The organism is Micromonospora globbae (assembly GCF_036184225.1).
Lineage (GTDB): Bacteria > Actinomycetota > Actinomycetes > Mycobacteriales > Micromonosporaceae > Micromonospora > Micromonospora globbae.
The window spans coordinates 2,235,973-2,260,839 of sequence record NZ_CP108084.1; the positions used below are offsets into that span (position 1 = coordinate 2,235,973).

Annotated in this window: 17 protein-coding genes; 5 read left to right on the top strand and 12 right to left on the bottom strand. The window is 74.2% G+C overall.

Features of this window, described 5'->3' with window-relative positions:
- Nucleotides 1-42: 42 nt before the first annotated feature.
- Both OG994_RS09985 and OG994_RS09990 read right to left on the bottom strand, forming a co-directional pair.
- On the bottom strand, nucleotides 43-924 hold the full coding sequence (locus OG994_RS09985) for a hypothetical protein (protein ID WP_328852939.1): 882 nt from the start codon (nucleotides 922-924) through the stop codon (nucleotides 43-45).
- A gap of 46 nt (nucleotides 925-970) precedes the next feature.
- A complete protein-coding gene (locus tag OG994_RS09990) occupies nucleotides 971-1,660 on the bottom strand; it encodes an NAD(P)-dependent oxidoreductase (protein ID WP_328852940.1) in 690 nt (229 codons plus the stop codon).
- A 60-nt stretch (nucleotides 1,661-1,720) separates the two neighbouring features.
- Between OG994_RS09990 and OG994_RS09995 the strand changes: the two genes are divergently transcribed.
- Complete coding sequence (locus OG994_RS09995) at nucleotides 1,721-2,119, top strand: winged helix-turn-helix transcriptional regulator (RefSeq protein ID WP_204985204.1); 399 nt, start codon at nucleotides 1,721-1,723, stop codon at nucleotides 2,117-2,119.
- 43 nt (nucleotides 2,120-2,162) lie between these two features.
- Here OG994_RS09995 and OG994_RS10000 read toward each other — a convergent pair whose 3' ends face one another.
- From OG994_RS10000 to OG994_RS10030, 7 genes are all read right to left on the bottom strand, one after another.
- The gene (locus OG994_RS10000) at nucleotides 2,163-2,741 is read right to left on the bottom strand and encodes a thioredoxin family protein (protein ID WP_120329278.1); all 579 of its coding nucleotides are present in this window, start codon (nucleotides 2,739-2,741) and stop codon (nucleotides 2,163-2,165) included.
- Between the two features lie 17 nt (nucleotides 2,742-2,758).
- Entirely contained in the window at nucleotides 2,759-3,103 is a 345-nt protein-coding gene (locus OG994_RS10005) for a 4Fe-4S dicluster domain-containing protein (protein ID WP_120329279.1), read from the bottom strand.
- The gene (locus OG994_RS10010) at nucleotides 3,100-4,662 is read right to left on the bottom strand and encodes an FAD-binding protein (protein ID WP_328852941.1); all 1,563 of its coding nucleotides are present in this window, start codon (nucleotides 4,660-4,662) and stop codon (nucleotides 3,100-3,102) included. Before OG994_RS10010 ends, OG994_RS10005 begins: the two co-directional genes overlap by 4 nt.
- A complete protein-coding gene (locus tag OG994_RS10015) occupies nucleotides 4,659-5,378 on the bottom strand; it encodes an ABC transporter ATP-binding protein (protein WP_120329281.1) in 720 nt (239 codons plus the stop codon). Before OG994_RS10015 ends, OG994_RS10010 begins: the two co-directional genes overlap by 4 nt.
- Nucleotides 5,375-6,229, bottom strand: coding sequence for an ABC transporter permease (locus tag OG994_RS10020; protein ID WP_328852942.1), 855 nt, complete (start codon nucleotides 6,227-6,229; stop codon nucleotides 5,375-5,377). The genes OG994_RS10015 and OG994_RS10020 overlap by 4 nt, the downstream gene beginning before the upstream one ends.
- Nucleotides 6,226-7,188: an ABC transporter substrate-binding protein gene (locus OG994_RS10025; protein WP_328852943.1), complete on the bottom strand. Its 963-nt coding sequence runs from the start codon at nucleotides 7,186-7,188 to the stop codon at nucleotides 6,226-6,228. The genes OG994_RS10020 and OG994_RS10025 overlap by 4 nt, the downstream gene beginning before the upstream one ends.
- A gap of 319 nt (nucleotides 7,189-7,507) precedes the next feature.
- Complete coding sequence (locus OG994_RS10030; protein ID WP_328852944.1) at nucleotides 7,508-8,206, bottom strand: TetR/AcrR family transcriptional regulator; 699 nt, start codon at nucleotides 8,204-8,206, stop codon at nucleotides 7,508-7,510.
- Between the two features lie 83 nt (nucleotides 8,207-8,289).
- Here OG994_RS10030 and OG994_RS10035 point away from each other — a divergent pair, with 83 nt between their 5' ends.
- The 3 genes from OG994_RS10035 to eccCb all read left to right on the top strand — a co-directional run bounded on the left by OG994_RS10035 (nucleotide 8,290) and on the right by eccCb (nucleotide 14,353).
- Complete coding sequence (locus tag OG994_RS10035; protein WP_328852945.1) at nucleotides 8,290-9,498, top strand: hypothetical protein; 1,209 nt, start codon at nucleotides 8,290-8,292, stop codon at nucleotides 9,496-9,498.
- 77 nt (nucleotides 9,499-9,575) lie between these two features.
- Nucleotides 9,576-10,019 carry a hypothetical protein gene (locus OG994_RS10040; RefSeq protein ID WP_328852946.1) on the top strand — a complete coding sequence of 148 codons (444 nt, stop codon included), beginning with the start codon at nucleotides 9,576-9,578 and terminating at the stop codon, nucleotides 10,017-10,019.
- 2 nt (nucleotides 10,020-10,021) lie between these two features.
- Nucleotides 10,022-14,353 (top strand): type VII secretion protein EccCb, encoded by a 4,332-nt coding sequence (eccCb, locus tag OG994_RS10045; RefSeq protein ID WP_328852947.1) that lies wholly within the window; start codon nucleotides 10,022-10,024, stop codon nucleotides 14,351-14,353.
- Nucleotides 14,354-14,458: 105 nt separating this feature from the next.
- Here the strand turns inward: eccCb and OG994_RS10050 are convergent, their stop codons facing one another.
- The 3 genes from OG994_RS10050 to OG994_RS10060 all read right to left on the bottom strand — a co-directional run bounded on the left by OG994_RS10050 (nucleotide 14,459) and on the right by OG994_RS10060 (nucleotide 22,095).
- The gene (locus OG994_RS10050; RefSeq protein WP_328852948.1) at nucleotides 14,459-15,100 is read right to left on the bottom strand and encodes a hypothetical protein; all 642 of its coding nucleotides are present in this window, start codon (nucleotides 15,098-15,100) and stop codon (nucleotides 14,459-14,461) included.
- Nucleotides 15,097-18,687 (bottom strand): S8 family serine peptidase, encoded by a 3,591-nt coding sequence (locus OG994_RS10055; RefSeq protein ID WP_328852949.1) that lies wholly within the window; start codon nucleotides 18,685-18,687, stop codon nucleotides 15,097-15,099. The genes OG994_RS10050 and OG994_RS10055 overlap by 4 nt, the downstream gene beginning before the upstream one ends.
- A 474-nt stretch (nucleotides 18,688-19,161) precedes the next feature.
- The gene (locus OG994_RS10060) at nucleotides 19,162-22,095 is read right to left on the bottom strand and encodes an ATP-binding protein (RefSeq protein ID WP_328852950.1); all 2,934 of its coding nucleotides are present in this window, start codon (nucleotides 22,093-22,095) and stop codon (nucleotides 19,162-19,164) included.
- 622 nt (nucleotides 22,096-22,717) lie between these two features.
- Here OG994_RS10060 and OG994_RS10065 point away from each other — a divergent pair.
- A complete protein-coding gene (locus OG994_RS10065; RefSeq protein WP_328852951.1) occupies nucleotides 22,718-24,742 on the top strand; it encodes a hypothetical protein in 2,025 nt (674 codons plus the stop codon).
- Nucleotides 24,743-24,867: the final 125 nt, after the last annotated feature.

Here is a 24,867-nt window from a genome sequence, read left to right on the forward strand (position 1 = left end):
CCGCGCAGCGCGACGGGACAGCCCGCCCGGCCCCCGGGATGCTCAGCGGCCGCCGGTCAACCGCGCCACCACGGGGGCCAGCGCCTGCGGCACCCTCACCTCACCGGCGCCGGCCTCCCCCGCCACGACGCGCAGCGGGTGGAACTCGCCGTCGTACCACCAGAAGATCTCGTCGGTGCACGGGTCGGTGGCCGCCGTGAACATGGACGTCGTCAGGTGCCGCAGCGCCGCGATCGTCTTCTCCACCTCGGCGTCCACCGCGTGCAGCAGGACGGCGCTGTACCGCGGCGCGGCCACCAGCGCCCCGTACTCGGCGTCGTCGGGGAGGAACCGCCTGACCGACATGAGGGCCGTCGTGACGAAGGGGTTGCCGTCCGCGGCGAGCAGGCGGACCGAGGCGCCGGTGGGCAGCTCGTGGTCGCGCACGTCGAGGGTGGCCAGCTCGTGCCGCACGGTCTGCCGCACGGCGAGGCGTACCAGCTCCTCGGGGTCGTGTCCCAGTTGCGCCACCTGCGCGACGGTCAGCATGTCCAGCCGGCCGGGCCGGTTGACGACGAGCACGGCTGTGAAGTGCGCGCCGTACGGCATGGTGAAGTAGCCGTCGGTGCGCGTGGCCGCCGGGGTGAGGCGCAGGCGGAGCTCGTCGAGATCGACCGCGCCGAGCTCCGCCGTGACCCGGTCCGGCAGTTCCCGGCGGACCGCCGCCATCCAGTCGGCCACCAGGTCGGGCCACGTCGGGCGGGGCTGGTCCTGACAGGCGCGCAGCAGCGGGGCCAGGGACACCCGTGCCCGGCCGCCCGGCACCGGGATGACGATCTCGTCGCCGGCCGGCGCGACGCGGGCTCCCGGCACGAGGCCCGGCAGCGCGTCCTCGACCAGCGCGCGCACGCTGCCCATCGGGTCCTCGTTCTGCGACGACGCCACGGTGCATTCATACCATCGGCCCGCGACGGCCGCGAACCCTCGCGGGTCACCCGGGTACGACCGCGACCCGTTCCCGCCGGACGGTCGGGCGCTCGACCTCGGCGACGACCGCTCCGGCGTACGTGCCGTGGGACAGCGCCGCCATCACCTGCGTCCGGCTGAGCGGTTCCCGCAGCAGCCGGTACGGCCGGCGCGGGTCCGGGTCGGTCCCGAAGCCGCCGGGCGGGGCCAGGATCGCCCAGTCGAGCGTCGTGGCCGACAGCGCCGGCAGCTGCCGCGCGTGCGCCTCGGCGTACGGGGTGAGCGCGGGCGGGAACAGGTCGGGATCGTCCATGACGGCGCCACCGGAGTCGAGCCGCAGCGTGGCGGTCAGGCCGACGGCCACCAGTCGCCGGTGCGGGTGGTCCCAGGCGTCCGCCAGGCCGGCCACGATGGCGGCGTAGTAGTCGGGGTCGAAGCCGTCGAACGACGGTGGGGGCGCGGTGAACGGGGTGACGGCCAGCACGAGCGCCTCCGTCGTCCGCAGGACCGGGGCGAGCGGCGCCGGCTGCCGGGCGTCGCCCCGGACGACGCGCAGCCTCGGGTGCGGGGGCGGGTCGTACCGGCCCGGATCGCGGACGACGGCGGTCACGTGGTGCTCCCCCGCGAGCAGCGCGGCCGTGACGGCGCGGCCGACACGGCCGCCCGCACCGAGGACGGCCACCTGCTTGGGGAGCTGGTCAGGAGTACTGGGCATGGGCGTGACGGTAGAGGCCACCGGGGCGGTAACCGCAACGTAACCACGTACGCTGGATCGGTGACCAGGACCGATGCGCCGTTGCCGGCGTTCGACCCGGCCTGCCCGATGAGCGCGTTCCCGATCCGGATCGGCGGCCGGTGGACGGCGATGATCGTGCTCTGCCTGGAGGCGGGCCCCCGGCGGTTCGGGGTGCTCCGCCGCCACCTGCGTCCGATCAGCGCGAAGGTGCTCGCCGAGACCCTGACGGCGATGGAGCGCGACGGGCTGCTGCGGCGACGCCCGGTCGGCGGTCCCGACGGCGGCGTCGAGTACGAGCTCACCGCGCTCGGTCGCACCCTGCTCGACGTCATCGCGCACGTCCGGGGCTGGGCCCGCGACCACCTCGGCGAGGTGCTGCGGGCACGCGACGACTTCGACGACGCGCCGGGGGCACGGCCGTCGGCGCTGGCCGGTTGAGGGGCCGTTCGGACGCGCCCGAACGGCCCCGACCGCCGGGTCGTCAGTGGACGACGACGCCGGGTTCGTTGTCCGGTGACCACTTGATGCCGCACCCCAGGCTCGGCGTGTGCGGCTCGGGCACGTCGCGGCCGGAGAGCACGAGGTCGACCGCCGACACGAGGAGGTCGCCGGTGACCGGGACGTCGTTGCCGGGCCGCGCCGCGTCGAACGCGCCACGGTAGGCCAGCCTCCGCTGCCCGTCGTAGAGGAACAGGTCCGGTGTGCACGCGGCGCGGAAGTCCCGCGCGGTCCGCTGGGTGGTGTCGACGAGGTACGGGAAGGTGAAGCCCGCCCGCTCCACCTGCTCCCGCAGGCCGTCGACGTCGTCGTCCGGCGCGATGCCCGTGTCGTTGCTGGCGACGCCGACGACGGACAGGCCGCGGCCGGCGAGGTCGGCGGTCACCGCGGCCAGGCGCCGCTCGATGTGCCGGACGTACGGGCAGTGGTTGGACAGGAACGCGACCAGCAGCGCGGGACCGGCGAGGTCCGTCGAGCTGACCGGTTTCCCGTCCAGGTCGGGCAGCTCGAACGCGGGCAGCGGGGTGCCCAGCGCGACGAGTGACGAGTTGACCGGTGGCATGGGTGTCCTCCTGGTGTTCAGCCGTCCAGCCGGACGGGTTCGACGCGGTGCAGGAACGGGGTGGTGTCGATGGCGGCGAGCCGGGTCTGGCCCTTGTGCCAGCCCAGCCGGGACCGCCAGCTGCCGAGCAGTCCCGCCTCGGCCAGCGCGTCCTCGTCGACGTGTTCGGTCTCGTCGGCGAGCGGTGAGACGTACAGGGCGTCGGCCGGGCAGTACGCCTCGCACATGAAGCAGGTCTGGCAGTCGCCCTGCCGGGCGATCACGGGCACCTCACCCACGGCGCCGTCGAAGACGTTGGTGGGGCACACCTTCACGCAGATGCCGCAGCCGGTGCAGCGGCTGTCGCTGACGAGTTCGATCACGCGGGTACCTCCTCGGTGCGTACGGACACCCGGTCCAGGCCGGTGAGCACCAACCGGTGCCGCTGGGCCGGGTCGGGCGCCGGGTGTTCGGCGAGCCGGTGCATGCCCCTGGTCTCGGTGCGCGCCAGCGAGGCCGTGTGCATCCACCGGGCGGTGGCCACCATCGCGGCGGTCTCGCGGGACCGCACCCGTCCCCGTACGCCGGGCGCCGGGCGCTGGAGCACGGCGGGCCACAGGTCGTCGACGGCGGCCAGCGCGCGGCGCAGCCGGGTGACGGAGCGGAAGTGGCTGACCTCCAGGGGCAGCGTCTCGCGCTGGACGGCCGCGACCACCGACGCCGTGTCGATCGTGTCGGGCGACCCGGAGCGCAGGCCCGCGGCGCCGACCGGCGCCAGACGCCGCGCCCGGGAACCGGCCGTGGCCGCGTAGCGGGCGGCGGCGGCTCCGGACCACCGCCCGGAGCAGATGGCCCACGAAGCGTTGTACGCTCCCCCGCCGCTCTGTCCCCCGTGGCTGCGCTCGCGGGAGGCCGCGTCGCCGGCCGCGTAGAGGCCGGGCACGGACGTCTCGCAGCCGTCGCCGACGAGCCGGATCCCGCCGGTGCCCCGCACGGTGCCCTCGAACCGCATGGTGATCGGGAACGGCTGGGTGAACGGGTCGATCCCGCGCCGGTCGTAGGGCAGGAAGAACACGGCGTGCGAGGTCCGCAGCAGCGCCCGCTTCTCGGCGGTGTCCGCCCGGTCGAGGACGGCGTGGACGGGGCCGTCCAGCAGTGCCCGGGCGATGGCGTCCCGGGGCAGGGCGCCGTCGCCGGCGTAGAGGACCGTGCCGTCGGCGGCCGTGATGGTGGCCATCGACAGCAGCCGGTTACGGGTGACGGTGCTGTACCGGGCGCTGGTGCCGTAGGAGTTGCTGAACTCCATGCCGGACAGCTCGGCGCCGGCCTCGGCGGCCATCAGCAGCCCGTCGCCGGTGAGCACGTTGCAGCCCAGCCCCTTGCTGAGGAACGCGCAGCCGCCGGTGGCGAGCACCACGGCCGGGGCGCGTACCTCCCACTCGGCGCCGGTGAGCCGGTCGAGGCCCCGCGCGCCGCCGACGCCGTGCCGGTCGGCCAGCAGTTCCAGCGCCGGCGACTGGTCGAGCACGGTCACCCCGGCGCGCCGGACCACCCGGCGCATGAGCCGCATGTACTCCGGCCCCTGGAGGTGGTTGCGCAGCGGCTCACCGTGCTCGTCCCGGACGAACGGGTAACCCCACCGCTCGACCAGGGCCAGGCTCTCGTACACCCCGTCGAGGACGCGGTGGATCCAGCGGGCCTCGGACAGCTCCCCTCCGCCGGCCATCCGTTTCGCCACGGCGCGCTCGCGCAGCTCGGCGTCCGGCGGCAGGTAGAGCAGGTTGCTGCCGCCGGGCGCGGTGGCGCCGCTCGACCCCAGGTAGCCCTTGTCGGCCAGGACCACCCGCGCCCCGTGGCTGGCGGCGCTCCACGCGGCCCAGGCCCCCGCCGGACCGCCGCCGAGGACCAGCACGTCGGCGTCGCGCACGTTCCGCGCCGTCATGCCGTCACCTCCACGATCTCCTCGGGGACACCGAGTTCCCGCAGCAGCGCGGTCCGCAGCGCGGCGAACGCGGTGTCGGTGCGCCGCCGGGGCGCGGGCAGCTCGACGGTCCGGTCGAGCGAGATGCGGCCGTCGCGGAGCACCACCACCCGGTCGGCCAGCAGCAACGCCTCGTCGACGTCGTGGGTCACGAACAGCACGGCCGGTCGGTGCCGCGCGCACAGGTCCCGGAGCAGGACGTGCATCCGGAGGCGGGTCAGCGCGTCGAGCGCGCCGAACGGCTCGTCCAGCAGCAGCACGTCGGGTTCCCGGACGAGGGCGCGGGCCAGCGCCACCCGCTGCGCCTCCCCGCCGGAGAGGGTGACCGGCCAGGCACGGGCGTGCCCGGTCAGGCCGACCTCGGCGAGCGCGGCCAGGGCGCGTTCCCGTGGCCGCGGCCCGCCGAGGCCGAACGTGACGTTCGCGAGGACCCGCTTCCACGGCAGCAGCCGGGGCTGCTGGAAGACCACCGACCGTCGCGGGCGGATCCGCAGCGACCCCTCGACGTCCGGGTCGAGCCCGGCCAGCGCGCGCAGCAGGGTGCTCTTGCCCGAGCCGCTGTGCCCGAGCATCGCCACGAACTCGTCGGGCGCCACGGTGAGGTCGAGGCCGTCCAGGACGGCGCGGGCGCCGAAGCGGCGGCGTACGCCCCGCACGTCGATCGCCGCCGTGCTCATGCGCCCTCGAATCCGCGGCGCCACCCGAGCAGGCGCCGCTCGAGGAAGCGCACGAGGGCGTAGCTCAGCAGGCCGATCACCGCGTAGAGCAGCAGCACGAGCACGGACAGGTCGAACTGGAGCAGGGTCTGCGCCCGGGCCATGAGGAAACCGATGCCCTCGGTGGTGTTGATCGTCTCGGCGAAGATCAGGCTGAGCCACGCGCTGGACAGCGCGAGGCGCAGCCCCACCAGGAAGCCGGGCAGCGCGCCGGGCAGGATCACGTGCAGCACCATGGCGGCCCGGCCGACGCCGAGCGTGGTCGCCGCCTCGACGAGTTGCGCGTCCACCCCGCGGATCGCGCTGTAGGTGTTGATGTAGATGGCGATGCCGACGCCCAGGGCGATGAGCAGCACCTTCGGCCCCTCGTCGATGCCCATCCACATGATGAGCAGGGGCGTGAGCGCGAAGTTCGGCACCGCCTTGGCCACCTGCATGGTGGAGTCGATGACGTCCGCACCGACGCGGCTCAGGCCGGCGAGCACCGCGACGGCCCCGCCACCGAGCACCCCGTAGGCGGTGCCCTGCAGCACCCGCCACACCGACGCGCCCACGTGCGTCTGAAGTTCACCGTCGGCGGCGAGCCGGGCCGCGGTGGCGGCCACCGCGGCCGGCGGCGGGAACAGCTGCGGGTTCAGCACGCCGGTCGCCGACGCCAGCCACCAGAGCGCGATCAGCAGGGCCGGCCCGGACAGCGCGCGCAGCCAGCGGGGTACGCGGAGCACCCGGCCGCGGCGGCGCGGCGCGCAAGTGAGTTCGTGCAGCGCCGGCTCCGCGGCGGGCCGGGCGCTCGTGGGGAGGACGACCGTCATGGCGTGACCCGCCAGGCGTCGAGGTCGAACTCGGCGTCGATGAGCCGCTGCTCCCGCAGGAAGTCGTACGTGGCCCGGACCTGCGCGAGGCCCTCGGCCGGGAACGGTTCGACGTTGAAGTGCGCGGCCGGCTCCGCCTTGGCCTCCAGCGCGACGTCGACCCCGTCCTTCTTCGCGGCGTACGCCCAGTAGTCCGCGATGTTGTCGCGGACGTGCTGGTTGATCGCCGCGACGGCGCTCCCCCACGCCTCGCCGAAGCCGGGGTGGGCGTCCAGGAAGGACTGCAGGGCGGTGCTGTGTTCGGTGCTGAGCAGGTGCGGGTGGTGGGACGCCTTGTCGATGACGACGAAGCCCTTGCGCTCCAGGTCGTACGCCTGGGGACCGCCGATCACGGTGGCGTCGATGGCGCCGCTGGACAGGCCGGCCAGCGACTCGGGGGTCGGCACGTTCCTGATCTCGATGCGATCGTCGAGGCCGGCGGCGTGCAGCAGCCCGTACGCGACCCGGTAGCGGATGGTGCCCTCGGGCGCGGTCACCGTCCTGCCGACCAGTGACCGGATGTCGGTCGGGCCGCCCTTGCGGCCGATGAGCCAGGTGTCCGCGTTCACGGTGGTGAGCGCGAGCAGCCGGGTGGGGTTGCCGCTGGCGCGGGTGCGCAGCGCGGGCATGTCACCGGTCACGGCGACGTCGACGGCCCCGGCGAGGAGCGCGGCGCTGACGTCGGCGCCGGACTGGAAGAACGAGAAGCGCACCTGCGTGACCCCGACGGAGCGGAGGCGGTCGAGCAGGAGTCCCTTCTCGTCGGCCCAGCCGAGGTTGCCCTGCACGGTGCCGGTGACCGAGGTCATGCCGACGCGGAGGACGAACTGCTGGCGGCCGTCGGCGCCGGCCGCGCCGCCGGCGCAACCGGCGAGCGCCGTGAGGGTCAGGAGGAGGGCGAGGAGTCTGAGTCTGGGCATGGGAAGGCTCCGGAGGGTGCGGCGCGGCGCCGGTCGGCGTGGCGGCCGGCGCGGGCGCGACGGGTCGACGGGGAGGCGGGACGTGCCGGCCCCGGCGCGTCGTCGCGCCGGTGGCCGGGCAGGTGGAGGGTGGGAGGCGCGGAGGGCCGTCAGGGGCAGCGACAGAGGCTGCTGGAGGTCCGCTCGAAGTCCACGTGGCGTCGAGTGGTCAGGTCCCTCGACTCCGTCATGCCGGAAAGTCTACTTATCCGATAGGACATAGCAAGAGTTGTCCCACATGACGGTGCGGGACCGGCGTGGTCGCCAGGGGGCGGGCGGGTCAGGCCCGGGGGCCGAGCTGCGCCTCGATGCCGTCGAGGAGGACGTCGAGTCCGAGTTGGAACGACGCGTCGAAGTCGTCGTTGCCGAGATCCGCGTGGCGGGCCAGCGTCGGATGCCGCTCCGCGGCGCGGTCGAGGTGCTCCTGGGCCCGCCGGCGCAGGTCCGCCTCGGCCGCCGGCTCGTGACGCAGGCCCCGCCAGGTGTTCTCCATGGCGGCGTAGCCCTGGACGTAGTACGTCAGGGCCCCGACCGCTGCGGTGAGCCGCGCCCCGTCCAGGCCGGCGCCCCGGAGCAGGGCGTAGACCAGTTCGGAGCGGGCGAGCGCGTGCGGGCCGAGGAGCGGACGGGTGGACATCAGGGTGGGCAGCCAGGGGTGCCGGAGCATGACCTGACGGCCCCGACCCATCTGCTGGCTGACGGCCGCACGCCAGGGCAGGCCCTCGACGTCGTCGATCGCGATCTCGGCGACGGCCTCGTCGGTGGCGAGGTCGAGGACGTCCTCCCGGCTGCCGACGTACTGGTAGAGCGACATGGTGCCGGCGTCGAGGCGGGCCGCGAGGCGCCGCATGGACAGCCCCTCGACACCTTCGACGTCGAGCAGCTCCACGGCGGCGCGCGTGATGCGTTCCCGGGAGAGCCGGGGCTTGCGGACCGGCTCCTCCCGCAGCCAGATCGCCGACGGTCGCGGCCGGGGCATCGCACGCACTCCTTTCGTACACCGTACGAATTACCGTACAGCTAGCTTTCGCCCGAGTGCCGAACGGAGGTCCGGGAGGAAGCATGTCCGTCACACCACAGGAATGGCTGCGCCGCTACGCACTGCTCGCGCTCCGCCTCGACCGGCGACTGCCGGGGAGCGCCACCGGGACGGTGCTCATCTACCAGGGGCCACCGCAGTGGCGCGTCGAGGTGGAACGCGAGGAGCAGCCACCCGTCCGCCGACTGGTCGACGACGCCGACGAACTGCTGGCGCACGTGCCGTTCGCAGCCGGCCGCGCCGAGTACCTGGCGGCGCACGTACGCGCCATGCGGGCCGTCGCCCGCAGCCTCGTCGGCCCGCGGCCGCCCCTGCCGCAGTTCGCCCGCGAGTGCCTGGGGATCGCCGCGCGACCGCTGCCCGAGGACGTGTTCGACGAGGCCCACGCCCGACTCGACCGGGCGTTGCCGCCCGGCCCGGGAACCCTGGCCGACCGGCTGCACGCCTGGCAGGCCGCGCACACCCTGCCGGCGGCCCAGCGCGACCGGCTGCCGGCCCTGCTCGACCGGGCGGTGGCCGAGACGCGGCGACGGACGAGCCGGCTCGTCGCCCTGCCCGAGGGCGAGGTGGTGCGCTGCCGCCTGGAGTCCGGCGTGGGGTACCGCGCGGCCGGCGAGTACGAGGGCGGCCTGCGTGCGACGCTGCACGTCAACGGGGACCTGCCGTTCAACCTGGCCGACCTGCTGTACGTCGTCGCGCACGAGGGGCACCCCGGGCACATCGCGGAGTCCCTGCTCAAGGACCGCCGGCTCGCCGCGGAACAGGGCCACCTCGAACTGCGGATCCGGTTCCTGCTGAGCCCCAGCTTCGTCCTCAGCGAGGGGCTCGGCCTGCACGCCGAGGAGATCATCTTCCCCGGTGACGAGGCGCAGGCGTGGCTCACCGACAACGTCCTCGCCGAGGTGGGCATCGCCCCGGACGGCAGCGACTTCGCCACGGTCCACCGTGTCCAGAACGTGCTGTTCGGCGTCTGGGCCAACGCCGCCCACCTGGCCGCCGAGGGCCGCCCCGAGGCGGAAGTGGCCGCGTACCTCCGCCGATGGGCGCTGCTCTCCGAGGCGGAGAGCGCCGGCGCGCTCGCGACGCTGCGCGCGACGGGCATGGACCTGTACGTCCTCGGCTACCACCACGGTTGGGAGCTGCTGGACCGGTGGCTGGCCGACGACCGCGCCGCGCGCGTCCGCCGTCTGCTCACCGAGCAGCTTCTCCCCGCCGACCTGGCGTCCGCCTGAGCCCGGGACGCCCGGCGGGGCCGGGGTGTGCGGCGCCGTGGTGTTGAATGTAGACATCCCTGCCGCCGGAGGTGCCCGTGTCCGAACTCACCCTGCTCGTCGAACCGAGCCCGGCGCTTCCCGCCGAGCGCGTGGACGGGCTCGCGTCCGGCCTCGCCGACGACCTGCGCACCGTCCGCGGCCTGCGGGTCGCGCACGCGCAGCGTCCGGCCGACGGGCACGGGAAGTCCCCGCAGGCGTGGGAGCTGGGCATGCTGGTGGTCGGCGGTCTCTTCTCGGCCACCACCATGCGGGCGATCGCGCAGATCGCCATCGCGTACGCCGACCGGGTCAAGGCGCGCTCGATCCGGCTGCGTAGCGGGGACAACGAGCTGGTGGTCACGGGGGCGACCCGGGTGGACGCGCAGCTCGTCGACCAGCTCGCGCAGCTGCTCGGCCAGTCCGGGTCGACGGCCGCTCCCGCCACCGCGGCCCTACCCACCGCCTCCCCCGACGGCGGGAGCGCCCGCGCGGGGAGCTGAGGATGGGGGCACGACGGGCGCTGCTGATCGCCAACGACCGGTACATCGACGAGTCCCTCTCCGACCTCTACGCGCCCCGCGAGGAGGCCCGCGACCTGCTCAGCCTCCTCGCGGACGCGGACATCGGCGCGTTCGACCAGACGCTGCTGCTGGAGAACGAGTCGAAGAGCTCCATCGAGCGGGCCATGGAGGCGATGCTGCGGGCCGCCGGTCCGGAGGACCTCGTCCTGCTCTACTTCTCCGGCCACGGCGTCCGCAGCAGCAAGCGCGGCCGGCTGCACCTCGCCGTCGCGAACACCGAGGTGGACCACCTCTCGTCGACCGCGATCTCCGCCTCCTTCATCCGGGAACTGCTGGACGAGTGCGACGCGGCCAGCTCGGTCATCCTGCTCGACTGCTGCTACAGCGGCGCGTTCGAGGGGCAGGGCCTGAAGACCACCGACGACCTCGCGATCGACGGCGAGCTGAAGACCGGGTACGGGCGCTACGTCATCACCGCCACCAACTCCGTCGAGCGGGCCGACGACGGACGGCCGGCGTCCGAGACCGCGCCGCGCCAGCGCTCCGCGTTCACCGAGACCGTCATCCAGGGCCTCAGCACCGGCGCCGCCGACATCTCCGGACGCGGCCGGATCACCCCGGACGACCTGTGGCGGTACGTGCACCTCGAACTGCCGAAGCGCTCGGCGCAGACGCCGTGCCACTTCGGCAGCGCGAGCGACGAGATACACATCGCCCTGTCGCGGGAGGGGCAGCAGCGGCACCGGCGGCACCGCGACCAGCGGGAACCGCGCCTGGGCGACCTGCTGGGTCCGCTGGAGCCGGCCGAGGACGTGAAGCTGCGGGCCACCGAGTGGCGACGACGGGGACTGCTGAGGATCCCCGTCGGGCGCGTGCAGCGGATCGACCAGCCGGGCGGCGAACCGGTCTGGCTGGACCTGGCCTCCTCCGACGGCCACCTGCTCGTCGTGGGGCGGGCGGGGACCGGAAAGACCACCCTGCTCCGGACCATCATCGGCGCGCTCGCGCTCACCCACTCCGACGACGAGGTGGCGATCCACTGCCTGGAGTCGGGCGGCAACCGCCTCGGCCCGATGCGGCGCCTGCCGCACGTCCACGCGGTGCTCGGCGACGACGAGGTCGACGAGGTCGGCAAGCTGCTCGACCGCCTGGAACGCGACGTCCTCGACCGCAAGCAGCTCTTCCGCCGCCACGAGTTGGAGTCGCCGACCAGCCTGCGGGCCCGGCGGGCCGACCTCGACATCGGCCCGTGCCCGGACGTCTTCCTGATCGTCGACCGCTGGCAGGACTTCGCGACCCTGCTGCCCGACTTCACGTCCCGCGTGGTCGACCTCGCCAACAAGGGCCTCGGCTACGGGATCCACGTCGTCATCGTCGAGCGGAGCTGGCGGGTCATCCCGGACGAGCTGCGGGAACTGCCCCAGACCCGGATCGAGACCCGCCTGTCGCAGCCGCAGGAGTCGCTGGTCAACCCCGACCAGGCCGCCCGCCTGCCGATGAACCTGCCCGGCTGGGCCATCCACGGCCGGCGGACCTTCCGCATCGCGCTGCCCGACCTGACGGCGAGCACGGTCGACGGCGAGACGGACCCGGAGACCGAGCCGGCGGAGGACACCGGCACCATGGTGTCGACCATCGTGCAGGCCTGGTCGGTGGCCTCCACGGGCACCGCGACGGGCGGGGACCGGTCCCTCCCGCTGGCCGACCGGCCCGACGAGACGCTCCTCGTGCTGGGGGTGCCCGACCGGGCGGCGCTGTGGCGGTTCGAGGGGCGGCGCACCGGCACCGGCGCGGACCACCTCACGGCGCCCGTGGGACTGGACGACCAGGGGCGGCCGGTGCTGCTCGACCTCAAGGAGTCGGCCCAGGAGGGCATGGGGCCCCACGGGCTGCTCGTGGGCGCCACCGGGTCGGGCAAGAGCGAACTCCTGCGGACGATCGTCGTGGCGCTCGCCGCACGGCACTCCACCGACCAGCTCAACCTCGTCCTCATCGACTTCAAGGGCGGGGCGACGTTCCGGCCGTTCGCCGGGCTCCCCCACGTGAGCGCGCTGGTCACCAACCTCGCCGACGACCTGACCCTGATCGACCGGCTGGCGGACACGCTGAACGGGGAGATGATCCGCCGCCAGGAGCTGCTGCGCGCCGCCGGCAACCACGCCAACCGCCGCGACTACGAACGCGCCCGGGAGTCCGGCGCCGCGCTGCCACCGCTGCCCAGCCTGGTGGTCGCCTGTGACGAGTTCTCCGAGCTGCTCAGCGCGCGGCCCGAGTTCATCGACGTCTTCGTGCACATCGCCCGGGTCGGCCGCTCCCTCGGTGTGCATCTCCTGCTCGCCACGCAGCGACTGGAGGAGGGACGGCTGCGAGGGCTCGACACGCACATGTCGTACCGGATCGGCCTGCGGACGTTCTCGGCGACGGAGAGCCGGATGGTGCTCGGCGTGCCGGACGCCTACGAGTTGCCGCGCGCACCCGGGCACGGCTTCCTGAAGGCCGGCACGACGATGAACGCCTTCCGGGCCGCGTACGTCTCCGGGCCGCTCGCCGACCCGGACGACGCGGCACCGCCGGAGCTGCTCGGCCGCAGCCTCGTGGAGATCCTGGTCGAGCGGCTGCGGGGCCGGCAACCCGCCGCGCACCAGATCTGGCTGCCGCCGCTGGCCGAGCCGCCCAGCCTGGACGACCTCCTCGGCCCGCTGCACCGGCACCCGGTCCGCGGCCTCACGCCGGTACGGGAGGAGCGGGCGCCGCTGCGCGTGCCCGTCGGCGTCGTCGACGTGCCCGAGCGGCACGCCCGGGAGCCGTTGTGGCTGGAACTCGACGGCAGCGGCGGGAACGTCGCCGTGGTGGGTGCTCCCCTGTCCGGCAAGACCACGATGCTGCGCGCCCTCGTGACGGCGCTGGCGCTGACCCACACGCCACGCGAGGTCCAGTTCTTCTGCCTCGACCTCGGCGGCGGCGGCCTGCGGGCCCTCGACGGGCTGCCCCACGTCTCCGGGGTGGCCACCCGGCGGGACACCGAGGCGGTGCGGCGGACCGTCGCCGAGGTGACCGCGATCCTGGACGCGCGGGAACACCGCTTCTCCACGCACGACGTGCAGTCCATGGCGGACTACCGGTCGCGCCGCGCCGCCGGGGAGTTCGCCGACGACCCCTTCGGGGACGTCTTCCTCGTCGTGGACGGCTGGACCACGCTGCGCCAGGAGTACGAGGAGCTGGAGCAGGCGATCACGGACATCGCCCAGCGGGGGTCGGGCTCCGGGGTGCACGTGGTGCTGACGGGCGCCCGCTGGATGGAGTTCCGGATGACCCTGCGGGATCTGCTCGGCACCCGCCTGGAACTGCGGCTCGGCGACCCCGCCGAGTCCGAGTTCGGCCGGCGTGCCGCCGCGAACGTGCCCCGTACGCCGGGCCGCGGTCTGCTGCGCGGCCGGCTGCACTTCCTCACGGCGCTGTCCCGCATCGACGGTGGACACGACGTGGACGACCTGGCCACGGCGACGACGCAGCTGGTGACGGCCGTCGCGCAGGCGTGGCCAGGTGCGCCCGCGCCGCCGGTGCGCCTGTTGCCGCGCCGGCTCACGATGGAGCAGCTCGACGCGCTCGTCGACCCGGCCGCGTCCGGGATACCCGTCGCCGTCGACGAGTCGTCCCTCGCCCCGGTCAGCCTCGACGTCGACCGCGAGCCGCACCTGATCGTCTTCGGTGACGCCGAGTGCGGCAAGACCAACCTGCTCCGGCTCGTCGCCCGGCAGATCGTCGCCCGGCGTACGCCGGCGCAGGCCCGGCTGATGGTCGTCGACTACCGGCGGAGCCTGCTCGGCGCGGTCCCGGACGAGCACCTCGTCGAGTACGCCCCCTCCCAGCAGGTGCTCACCGAGGCGTTGGCCTCGGTGCGCCAGGCGATGGCGGCGCGGCTGCCCGGGCCGGACGTCACCGCCGAGCAGCTCCGGTCGCGCAACTGGTGGACGGGGCCCGACCTCTTCCTCCTGGTGGACGACTACGACCTGGTCGCCTCCGCCGGCAACAACCCGCTCGGGGCGCTGCTGGACCTGCTGCCGCACGCCCGCGACATCGGGTTGCACCTGATCGTGGCCCGGCGCTGCGGCGGCGCGGGGCGGGCGCTCTACGAGCCCGTGCTGCAACGCCTGCGCGAGTTGGACTCCCCGGGACTGCTCATGTCGGGGAGCCGGGAGGAGGGCCCGCTCCTGGGTGGGCTGCGGCCGCAGGCGATGCCGCCCGGTCGGGGCACCCTGGTCCGCCGCCGGGAGGACGCGCTGGTCGTCCAGACCGCCTGGTCGGAGCCCTGACCGGCGGTTCGGCCGCGGTGGCGTCCCGTCGCACGGCGAACGGCCGGGGCGAGTCGCCTCGCCCCGGCCGTCACCCCCGGTTCCCTCCACTCGGTGGCCGGTTCCTCAGCGCAGCCGGTACGCCTCGGGCATGGTCTGGGTGACCGTGTTGCCACCGCTGTCGGTCGCGCTGATCCGCAGCGCGACGCCCTCGGCGGCCTGCTGCCGCTTCGGGTGCTTGATCTCCGCCGTGAAGGTGTTCTTCGCCGTGGCCCGGGTGGTCACCGGCCGCCACGTCCGGCCCTCGTCGAAGCTCGCCTCGACCCGCAGCGAGGTCACCGTGGGCGGTGCGGTGAGCCGTTCCTGGTAGTAGCCGACCACCGTGATGCGGTGGCTGTCGCCGGCGCGGGCCGTGTTGTCCAGGGCCAGGTTGAGGTCGTACTTCAGGAAGATCAGCGGCTCGGGGCGGCAGGCGTCGGAGTTGTTGCCGAGCACCTCGCCCATGCAGGGCTGCAGCTCCGAGGCCTCCCCTTCGGTCGGCTTGTCGGAGGTGTACTCCCACACCGTCTTGACCCTGTTGGTCTCCGCCTCGAAGGTGTACCGGGCCGACTCGGCCGGCAGGTCGTAGGCGACGATGTCCCCGCCGACGGAGCAGCCGAGGGCGAACACCGCTGCGGTCACCAGCGCGGCCACGGCCCCCTTCCGGCGCCGCGGCGACGGCGCGTTCATGTTCATGGCGTTGGTCTCCTTAGCTGTCTCGACCGTCATCGCCGGCCTCCGGCGAGGCCCGCCGTGGCACCGGCGTTGCCGCCGATCCCCCAGGTGACCCGCTCGTAGCGCCGCTCGACCTCGTCGCCGGACCCGTCGCGCAGGCGGAAGTCGCAGGCGGGCGGCTCGCAGCTCGGGCTTCCGAAGTAGTACTGCCCGAGGCCCGTGTCGTTGACGATCCCGATCATGGCCTGGCGGCCACCGCCGCTGCCGGTCAGGTAGAGGGTCGGATAGAACGTGTCACCCTGCCGGCAGCCCGAGCAGAGGTAACCGGTCTCGACGGTGAAGCCAGACCGGGTCCGCACCTGCGGCACGGCGCCCGGCACGGTCGGTCCGGTGTTCCAGTGCAGTTCGTTCCTGCCGGTGAGCGCGACGTCCTGCATCTCGCCGCCGCTCGCACCCCGCACGGAGGGTCCGGCGTGCTCGGCCCAGGCCGTCTGGAACCGGTTGATCGCGTCGCCCTGCCGCTTCACGAACATGGTCAGCGTCCGCTGCGTGGCCGTGAGCGGCACGTCCAGCAGCACCGCGGGCGGACCCGACTTGGGCTGCTGCTGCCAGGTGTGGCTGACGGCCTCCCCCGGCCGGTCGGCGTGGAAGTGGTGGTCGACCCGGTCGAAGTCGCGCGCCCGGCTCCGGTACGGCAGGTCGGATGGGACCTTGCCGCTGCTGCCGAACGAGGCGCCGTAGACCGTCGGTGCGCTGCTGCCACCGAGGAGGATCCGGACGTGCCGCGAGTCGGCGTTGAGCCGCTTGATGAGGCGCGCCGCCGCGTCGTGGTCCACGCTCACGACGGGCAGTGCGGCGTACGGCTGGACCTCGGGGCAGCTCTGCGGCCCGTCGGTGCAGGTGGCGCTCTGCGTCGGGACGACGCCCAGCGAGGTGAGGCCCGGCGCCGCGACCAGCACGCCGACGGCGCCCGCCGCGGCGGCGGCCGCCACCCGGTCCCGCAGCATGATGAAGTCGCAGGCCGTCGTGCAGATGTCGGTCGGCGTCACCAGCACGAGCTTGCCCCTGACGCCGACCTTCGCGAGGTCGGCGGCGGAGCCGGTGCCCGCGTGGACCACCGACGCGAGGCCGCGGGTCGGCAGGCGGGGAACCGAGACGGCGATGTCGCGGCCGACGGTCGTCTCGCCCTCCTGCCACGTCTGCTGCCCGACGGGCACCGAGACGTCCGGGGTGTGGTAGCGGCTGGACAGGCTGAACGCCTCACCGCCACCGACGACCTTCATGGTGACCACCGGCGTCGCGAGGACGCTGTAGGTGTTGTGGGTGAGGGTTCCGGTGCGGACCTTGCCGGTCGGCAGCGCCCACCAGTTCGGCTCGTCGGCGCCGTACGCGGCCGTGAGCTCGCTCGTCATCCCCCACGCGCCGGTCGCGGAGAGCCGTTCGAAGTTGGTCACCGCGTCGTAGGTCTCGGTGGGCACCGGGGCCTGCACCCGCAGCGGCTTGGCCTTGCGCAGGTCCAGCGTGGCCGTGGTCGCCCTGGTGACGGTCACCTCCGCCGCCATCGGCACGGCGGTGTGCCACTCGCCGGCCTTGTCCTGCCACTCGACGGCGACCGCGGCCGCGTACGTGCCGCCGAACAGCGACGCCGTGACCGTCTCCGCGCCCTCCAGGGAGACGGGACCGTCGTGCAGGAGGTCCTTGTCGTCGACCGGCAGGACGACGGCGTTGCCGTAGCGGACGGTGGTCGCGTCCTTCGGCGGGACCACCTTCAGGGTGAGGCCGAACCGCTGCGGCTCGACGAAGGCGTTGACGCGGGTGGTGGCCCGCAGTGTGTTCGAGGCGTCCCGGGCGTTCAGGACGCCGGTGTAGCGGCCGAAGAGCCCGTCGGTGCCGAGCACCCGGCCGTCGAGGGTCAGCGAGACCTCGGCGGAGCCTCGGGCGGGTACGACCACCTGGTCGGTGCTGAGGCTGAACAGGCCGTTCGGGGCGGGCCGGTCACCCGAGGCGATCGACGTCGAGAGGTGCAGCGTGATGGCCTCGTCGGTGTGGTTGGTGTAGGTGACGGTCTTCACCTGTGCCGAGTGCGGGTAGGCCAGCCGGCCGAAGTTCAGGCTGCCGCTCGGGATGATCGTGGGGTCGACGGCGGTGCCGACGTTCACCCGCCCGACGCCCTGGGCGTACACGTCGTGTCCCAGGTCGGTGGCGGTGCCCATGAGCAGTGCCTTGATCTCCTGGCCGCGCATCTCCGGGTGCTGCTGGGCGATGATCGCCGCGGCGCCGGCCACGTGCGGTGTGGCCATCGAGGTGCCGCTGGCGGTGGTGTAGTAGTCGTCCACGACGGTGCCCATCGCGGTGCCGGCGGCCCGTGCCGCCACGATGTCGACGCCCGGGGCGGCGATGTCCGGCTTGGCGGCGCCGTCCCCCACCCGCGGTCCGCGGCTGGAGAAGTCGGCCATCTCGTCTTCCTTGTCGACGGCCGCCACGGTGAGCGCCTCGTCGGCGGCGCCGGGGGCGCCGACCGTCCCGCTGGCCGGGCCGTTGTTGCCCGCCGCGACCACGAAGAGGGTTCCGGTGGTCCGGCTGAGCTGGTTGAGCGACTCGCTCATCGGGTCGGTGCCGTCGGTGGCGCCACCGCCGATGCTCATGTTGACGACCCGGGCCCCGGTCTGGGCGGCCCACTCCATCCCGGCGATGATCGCGTCGAGGGCACAGGAGCCCCCGTCGTTGCAGATCTTGCCGACACGCAGTTGGGCGCCGGGCGCGACGCCCTTGCGCAGCCCGTCGGACGCGGCCCCGGTGCCGAGGATCGTGGCCGCCACGTGCGTGCCGTGCCCGTGCCCGTCGCGGGGACCGTTGGCGTTGCCGGTGAAATCGACCTGCTCGACGATCTTCCCGGCCACGTCGGGGTGGTCGGGGTCGATGCCGGTGTCGAGCACCGCCACGGACACCCCGGTGCCGTCGTATCCGCGCTCCCAGGCGACGGGCGCGCCGATCTGCGGCACGGAGGTGTCGAGGGAGACCGTGGCCAGCTCGTTGAGCCACACCTTCTCGACGCCGGCCAGGGAGCCTGCGGCGCGCGCGGCGCCGATGCCCTGGTCCGTCTTGCCCCGCACGTCGTGCCACCACCGGCCGTCGCCCGCGATGGTCAGCGAGCGGCCGTTGACGCTCGGGAGCACCTTGCCCTCGGTGGCACCGGCGGCCTTCGGGGCCTTCGCGGCCGACGTCTTCCCGGTGTAGGTGACGAGCACCGGCACCGTGCCGACCGTGCCGGACGCCGCGAGGGCCGCGAGCTTCCTCAGGTCGAAGAGGCCCCAGTCGAGCAGGCCGTCGCTGACGAGCGGCAGGGCGTCGTTGGGTACGACGTGGACGGCGCCCCTGCGGGTGATGGTGTGGAACACGACGGTGGACCCGTCGGGCCGGGCCGCGCTCTCGGTGTCGCGGACGACCGGCTTGCCGTCGGCGTCGATGCCCACGTGCACGGTGTCACCGGTGATCAGCGTGAGCGGCAGGGTCGCGCCGGAGGCGGCGACGGTCCGCAGCAGATCGTCGTTGGGGTTCACCGTCACGTGCTGTCGCTGTGGGGCGCCGGGGATCGGCGCCTGCTGGGTGGGTCTGGCCGCGTGGGCCGCCGTGGTCGACATGACCATCGCGAGGATGGCCAGACCAGCGGTCGCCGCGCCCAGGCGCCGCCCGAAAGGCCTTCTGGCCGGGCTTCGCCTCATCTCTTCGGTCTCCTGTCAGGGGGTCACGACTACGGACGTGCGGAGCTTCGGGGGTACGGGGTGAGGTGCCTGCTCACCACGGGTGTTCACGGTCCGGCCATGGGGTCTCCTCACTAGAGCGGTTCGTACTCACCGGCGACCTCGGCACCGCCCGTGCCCTCGGCGGTCGGGGTGTCTGCCGGACTGGTCGGCGGTACTGCCGGTACCGGCTCGTCCCCCGCGCCGGACACCGGCGCGAGGGGATCGCCGGCCGGTTCCGGCCTCGGCGGATCTGCGGGCAGCATGGTGCCCAGTGTGTGATCGGGACGGGCCCGGCCTCGATTGGTCAGATGCGGGATTTAAAGAGGCGCCCCACCGGCGCGTATTTCTTCGCAGCCAGTGACGGTGGCGAATTTATTCGTCGCCGTCCGGCGGCTGTTCCTGATCGCCGACGAGGCCCAGCTCCACGACCCGGATCGCGAGGGCGGTGCGCGAGGACACGTCCAGCTTGCGCATCGCCGACTTCAGCTGGCTGGCCACCGTCTGCGTCGACACCACGAGGGCGTCGGCGATCTGCCGGTTCGTCCGCCCGCCGACCAGCAGCCGGACCACCTCCCGCTCGCGGGGGGAGAGCCGGTTGCCGTAGCTCGGCCGGCCGCGACGGGCCCGCGGCGCCCGGGAGGACGGGGCCCGCTCCCGCAGGCACCGTGTCACCCGGTCGGCGTCGTGGTGCGCGCCGAGGTCGGACAGCGCCCGTGCCACGTCGGACAGGACCGCCAGGCCCGCCTGCTCCCGGCCGGCGGCGAGCAGGCAGCGACCGTGGTGCTCCCGGGTGAGCAGGGCGCCGTACGGGCGTGGCAGCGCCTCCCACGCGGCGGCCGCCTGCGCGAACAGCGCCGCGGCGCGGCTGAGCTGCCCCTCGCCCTCGGCCAGGAGCGCCCGGCACACCACGAGGGAGGCCTGCGGCGCCGGCGCGTCCACGTCGCCGAGGGCCCGCGCGAACGTGGCCACCAGGTCCGCGGCGCGGTCGAGCTGCCCGGCGGCCACGAGCGCGGCGACCCGCACCGGGGCGATCTCGGCGGCCCGTGGCCAGATGCCGCTGCGCACGGTGATGTCGGTCGGTTCGTCGGTGATCCGCAGGGCCTCGTCGACGTCGCCGTCGTAGAGGTGCAGGCACGCCAGCGCCGCCGCCGCCTCGACGTGTTGCTGGTCGTCGTGCCGGGCGAACCGCAGCCGCTGCTCCGCGACGTCCCGGTCTCCGCCGGCGGCCTGGATCAGACCCGCGACGAGAGCGGCCTCGCACCGGTCCTTCAGCCGTACGCCGTCGTCGTCGAGCAGCGCCGCGACCCGTTCCGGGAGGCCGGCCCAGGCGCCGGTGAACCAGTCCAGGTGGGCCGCGGTGGACGCGATGCTGCCGAAGTGGCCCAGCAGCTGGTGGTCCTCGGCGAGGGCCAGGGCCCGGGCCAGGCGCCGGCGGGCCTCGCCGTACCGCCCCCACCGCATCGCCGCCTCGCCGATGTTGGTGTGGCCGATGGCGATGAGCGCCGCCTCCTGCGGGCTGGTGGCGTCGTCGGGGATCTGCCGCGCCTCGACCCAGCCGACCTCCTCACCGAGCATGATCAGGGCGAAGGAGCGTTCGAGGAACAGGCGGAGCCGTTCGTGGGAGGCGATCGACGGCGCCACCGGCGGCGCCTCGCGCAGCCACCGCAGGTGCTCGGCGACCGGCCGCGCGGCCCCGAGGGGAAGGGCGAGGAGGATACGTGCCCGCGCGGCCTCCAGGGAGTCCGGCGGCAGGTGGGGCACGGCATCGGCGATCTCGCACCGGCCCGTCTCCATGGCGCCGGCCACCATGAGCACCCGGCCGAGCTGGAAGCGGACCAGCGCCTCCTGCGCGGGCGTCAGGGCCTGGGTCCGCAGCGCCGACTGCAGCGACTCGAGTACCTTCGAGTACGGGTCGGAGCCGGGCAGCGACTGGAACTGGATCTTCGTGACGAGCCGGACGAGCGCCTCCACCGGCAGGGCGACGGTGGTGACCAGGTTGTGCAGCAGCAGCGCCGAGGTGGCCACGTCGCCGGCCTCCGCGGAGAGGTCGGCGGCCTGCTCGGCGTACCGGCGCGACGCCTCGACGTCGCCGGCCTCCCGGAAGTGCCGGGCCAGTTGCGCCACGGCCGGCAGCGGCGCGGCCTCCAGGGCCCGGCCGGCGCGCAGGTGCATGCACCGCCGCTCCTGGGCGGGGATGGCCTCGTAGACGGCCCGGCAGGCCAGGGAGTGGCGGAACGACCACTGCCCGCGCCCGTCCTCGCGGAGGAGGCCGCACCCCACCGCCTCGGCCACCTGGGCGCTCGCGCGCTCGTCCGGCAGGCCGGTCACCGCCCGCAGCGTCGGGTAGTCGGCCGGGTCCGCCAGCACCGCCGCGGCGTACAGGACCGTGCGCGTGTCGGGCCGTAGCCGGGCGACGCGCTCCAGCACGGCGTCGCGGATGGTGGGCGGCACCTCGATGTGGTCCAGCCGGCGGCGCGCCCACGCACCGTTTTGGCGGATCAGGTCGGCGCGGGCGTGCATCAGCCGCACCGACTCCTCCAACGCCAGCGGGACGCCCTCCGTCCGGGAGTGCAGGAAGGCCGCGAACTCGGCCGAGACGTGTTCGTCGGCCAGCATGGAGGAGACGAACGTGGCCGACTCGGCGACGCCCAGCGGCTTCAGCGTCATGCGGACCAGGTGGGCGTCGGCCGGCACCCGGGAGGACAGCCGCAGCAGCAGCGAGTCGGGCGGGAGTTCCTCCGGCCGGTACGTCACCACCACGCTGACGGGCTGCGGCCGGCGGGAGACGAGGAACAGCAGGAACTCCAGGGTCGCCTCGTCGGCCCAGTGCACGTCCTCGAGGGCGAGCACCGCGACGCCGAGCCGGTTGAGCAGTTCGACGAACGCCCGGAACAGCCGGTGCCGCGCCGCCGTCGCGTCCCCCAGCGGCTCGGGGGCCGGTGGCAGGTCGGCGTCCCACTCGGGGAACAGCGGCCGCAAGGCGCCGGCCAGGCCGCTGAGCCGCAGCCCGGCGACGCCGCCGACGCCCTCGCGCACCGCGTCGACCACGGCGCCGAGGGTGTACGGCTCGCGCAGTGGAGGGCACGCGCCGATGAGGACACGTCCGTCGGGCCCGGACGAGGACGGCAGGAGCTCCCGGAGCAGCCGGGTCTTGCCGATTCCCGCCTCGCCCTCCAGCAGGACCACGGCGGGTGGCCGCCCCAGCGCGTCGCCGAGCGCGGTGAGTTCCCGGTCGCGTCCGACGAACCGCGGCACGGACAGCGCGGGGAGTTGACCGGAACGCGTCCCGGACCGGGTAGTCACCATCCCCCCTCCCGGTCGGTCAGCATCGGCCGGGCCGATTGTCGCCCGGAAATGACGTTGAAGTCCACCGATATTCGTGGAATATCCATAGAGCGGGACGGCCGCATTGCGGGGGCGCGTACGAGAAGGCGGCCCGGCCGTGGAGAAGGCGCGGACATGACGGAATTAGTCCGACTCGTCGTCTGCCGCACAGGAACTGTGGGCATCCCCCATGGACGGCAATTCCCACACCTCCGCAGGGACCGCCACCTGCCCGTCGCCGGCGTCCCGCGCCGATCCGGATAGGCGACCCGGTCGACGGGGGCAATTGTTGAATTGCGGCGACGGACGGGTTCCGTCCGAAATGCCCGCGGCTCGCGGACCGAAACCGGCGGGGCCGCCGAACGGGGGGCGGCCGACAACCGTACGCCCGCCCGTGAAATGCGGACCGGCGCGCGACGACGGAATGCGGGCGGCTGCGACGAGGATTCCGCGACGCCCCGACCGACCCGGGTCGCCGCGTTCGCCGTCCGCCCACACCCGACGGTCCGCCCCTTGCCGAGGATCCTTCACGAGCGTAGGAAGGACACACCCCACCACCCCCGGGCCCGCGTCGGCCCCGTCCGTCCCCGCCGAGGAGATGCGCGTGACCATCCGCCGGCTCCGTCTCGTCGTGTCCGTGCTGGTGACCGCCGGTGCCGTGCTGCTCGGCACGACCGCCGCCGCGGGCCCACCCCCGCCGCGGCCGGCGTACGGCGCGTGCGACCCGATCGACCCGACGGCCTGCCTGCTGCCGTTCCCGAACGACTACTTCACGGTGCCCGACCGCACCAGCCCCACGGGCAGGCGTGTGCAGTTCACGCCCTCGTCGATGCCGGCCACCGTGCAGGGCACCCCCATCGACCCGACCGAGTGGAACCGGCAGGACGGGTTCAGCCCCGGCTCGCCGATCCTCGTGCACGTGCCCGGCCTCGACGCCGCGGCCACGGGCATCGCCCCGGTCACCGACGTCGGCCGCTCGCTGGCGCCGGACGCCCCGATCGTGCTGCTCGACGCCGACACCGGCAGGCGCACCCCGTACTGGGCGGAGTTGGACGCCCACGCCGCCGACCGGCCGGACCGGCGGCTGCTCGTCATCCGGCCGGCGGTCGCGCTGACCGAGGGCGCCCGCTACGTCGTGGGCCTGCGCGGCATGCGCGACGAGACGGGCGCGCCGATCCCCGCGCCGGCGGCCTTCCGGGCGTACGTCACCGGCAACGGCCTCGGCCCCCGCGACCGCCGTGCGCCGCAGATGAAGCGCATCCTCGCCGACCTGACCCGGGTCGGCGTCACGCGTCACCACCTCTACCTCGCCTGGGACTTCACGGTGGCGAGCCGGCAGGGTCTCACCGGACGCATGCTGGCGATCCGCGACCGCGCGTTCGCCACGCTCGGCGCGGCGGCGCCGTCGTACACCGTCACCCAGGTCACCGACTACACGCCGGAGCAGGATCCGCGGATCGCCCGCCAGGTCACGGGGACGGTGGCCGTGCCGTCCTACCTGACCGGCGACGGCGGGCCCGGTTCCCGCCTGCACTACGGGCGGGCCGGCGGCGACGGGACACCACCCACCAAGGACGCGCTGCCCACGCCGTCCGGCGCGACGGTGTCGGCGGACTTCGTCTGCAACATCCCGCGCAGCGCCACCGCCGCCCGCCCGGCGCACCTGTCGCTCTACGGCCACGGCCTGCTCGGCAGACCGACCGAGATCAACGCCGGCAACGTCAAGAGCATGTCGGACACGTACCGCTTCGCCTTCTGCGCGACGAGTTGGATCGGCATGGCCGCGGCCGACGTGCCGTACGTGGCGGGCACGTTCGGCGACCTCAGCGCGTTCCCCGCGGTCGTGGACCGGCTGCAGCAGAGCTTCCTGAACTTCCTCTTCCTCGGCCGGACGATGATCCACCCGCGCGGCTTCGCCGCCGACCGGGCGTTCCAGGACGCCGCCGGGCGCTCCCTGATCGACGTGCGGGGCGGCCTGCACTACGACGGCAACAGCCAGGGCGGCATCAACGGCGGTGCACTCACCGCCATCGCCCAGGACTGGACGCGCTCGGTGCTCGGCGTGCCCGCCATGAACTACTCCACCCTGCTGCAACGCAGCGTGGACTTCGCCCCGTTCCAGGCGATCATGGACGTGTCGTACCCGGACCCGGCGGACCAGCAGCTGATCTTCGCGCTGCTGCAGATGCTGTGGGACCGGTCGGAGGCCAACGGGTACGCCCAGCACATGACCGACGACCCGCTGCCCCGCACCCCGCGCCACCAGGTGCTCATGCACGTGGCCTTCGGCGACCACCAGGTCTCCCCCGCCGCGGCCGAGGTCCAGGCGCGGACCATCGGCGCCCGCCTGCACACCCCCGCCCTCGCCGACGGCTGGTCGACGGACGTGAGGCCGTACTGGGGCATCCCGCCGATCCGCTCCTACCCGTACACCGGCTCGGCCATCGTGATCTGGAACAGCGGCGCGGCGTACGCCCCGCCGCCGACCAACCTCGCGCCGGAGGGGCCGGAGTACGGCGCGGACCCGCACGAGTACCCGCGCGCCCAGCCCGCGGCGCAGCGGCAGAAGGCCACGTTCCTGCTGACCGGCAAGGTCGTCGACGTCTGCGCGGGGGCGCCCTGCGCGTGACGTGGTCACCCTCGGCCGGCGACCGGGGTCGACGCGGGGGGCGGTGCCGGGCGACGAGGGGTCGCCCGGCACCGCCCGTCGTGGCCGGCGGCCGGAGGAAACGCCGTCCACGGTGCCGGTCGGGC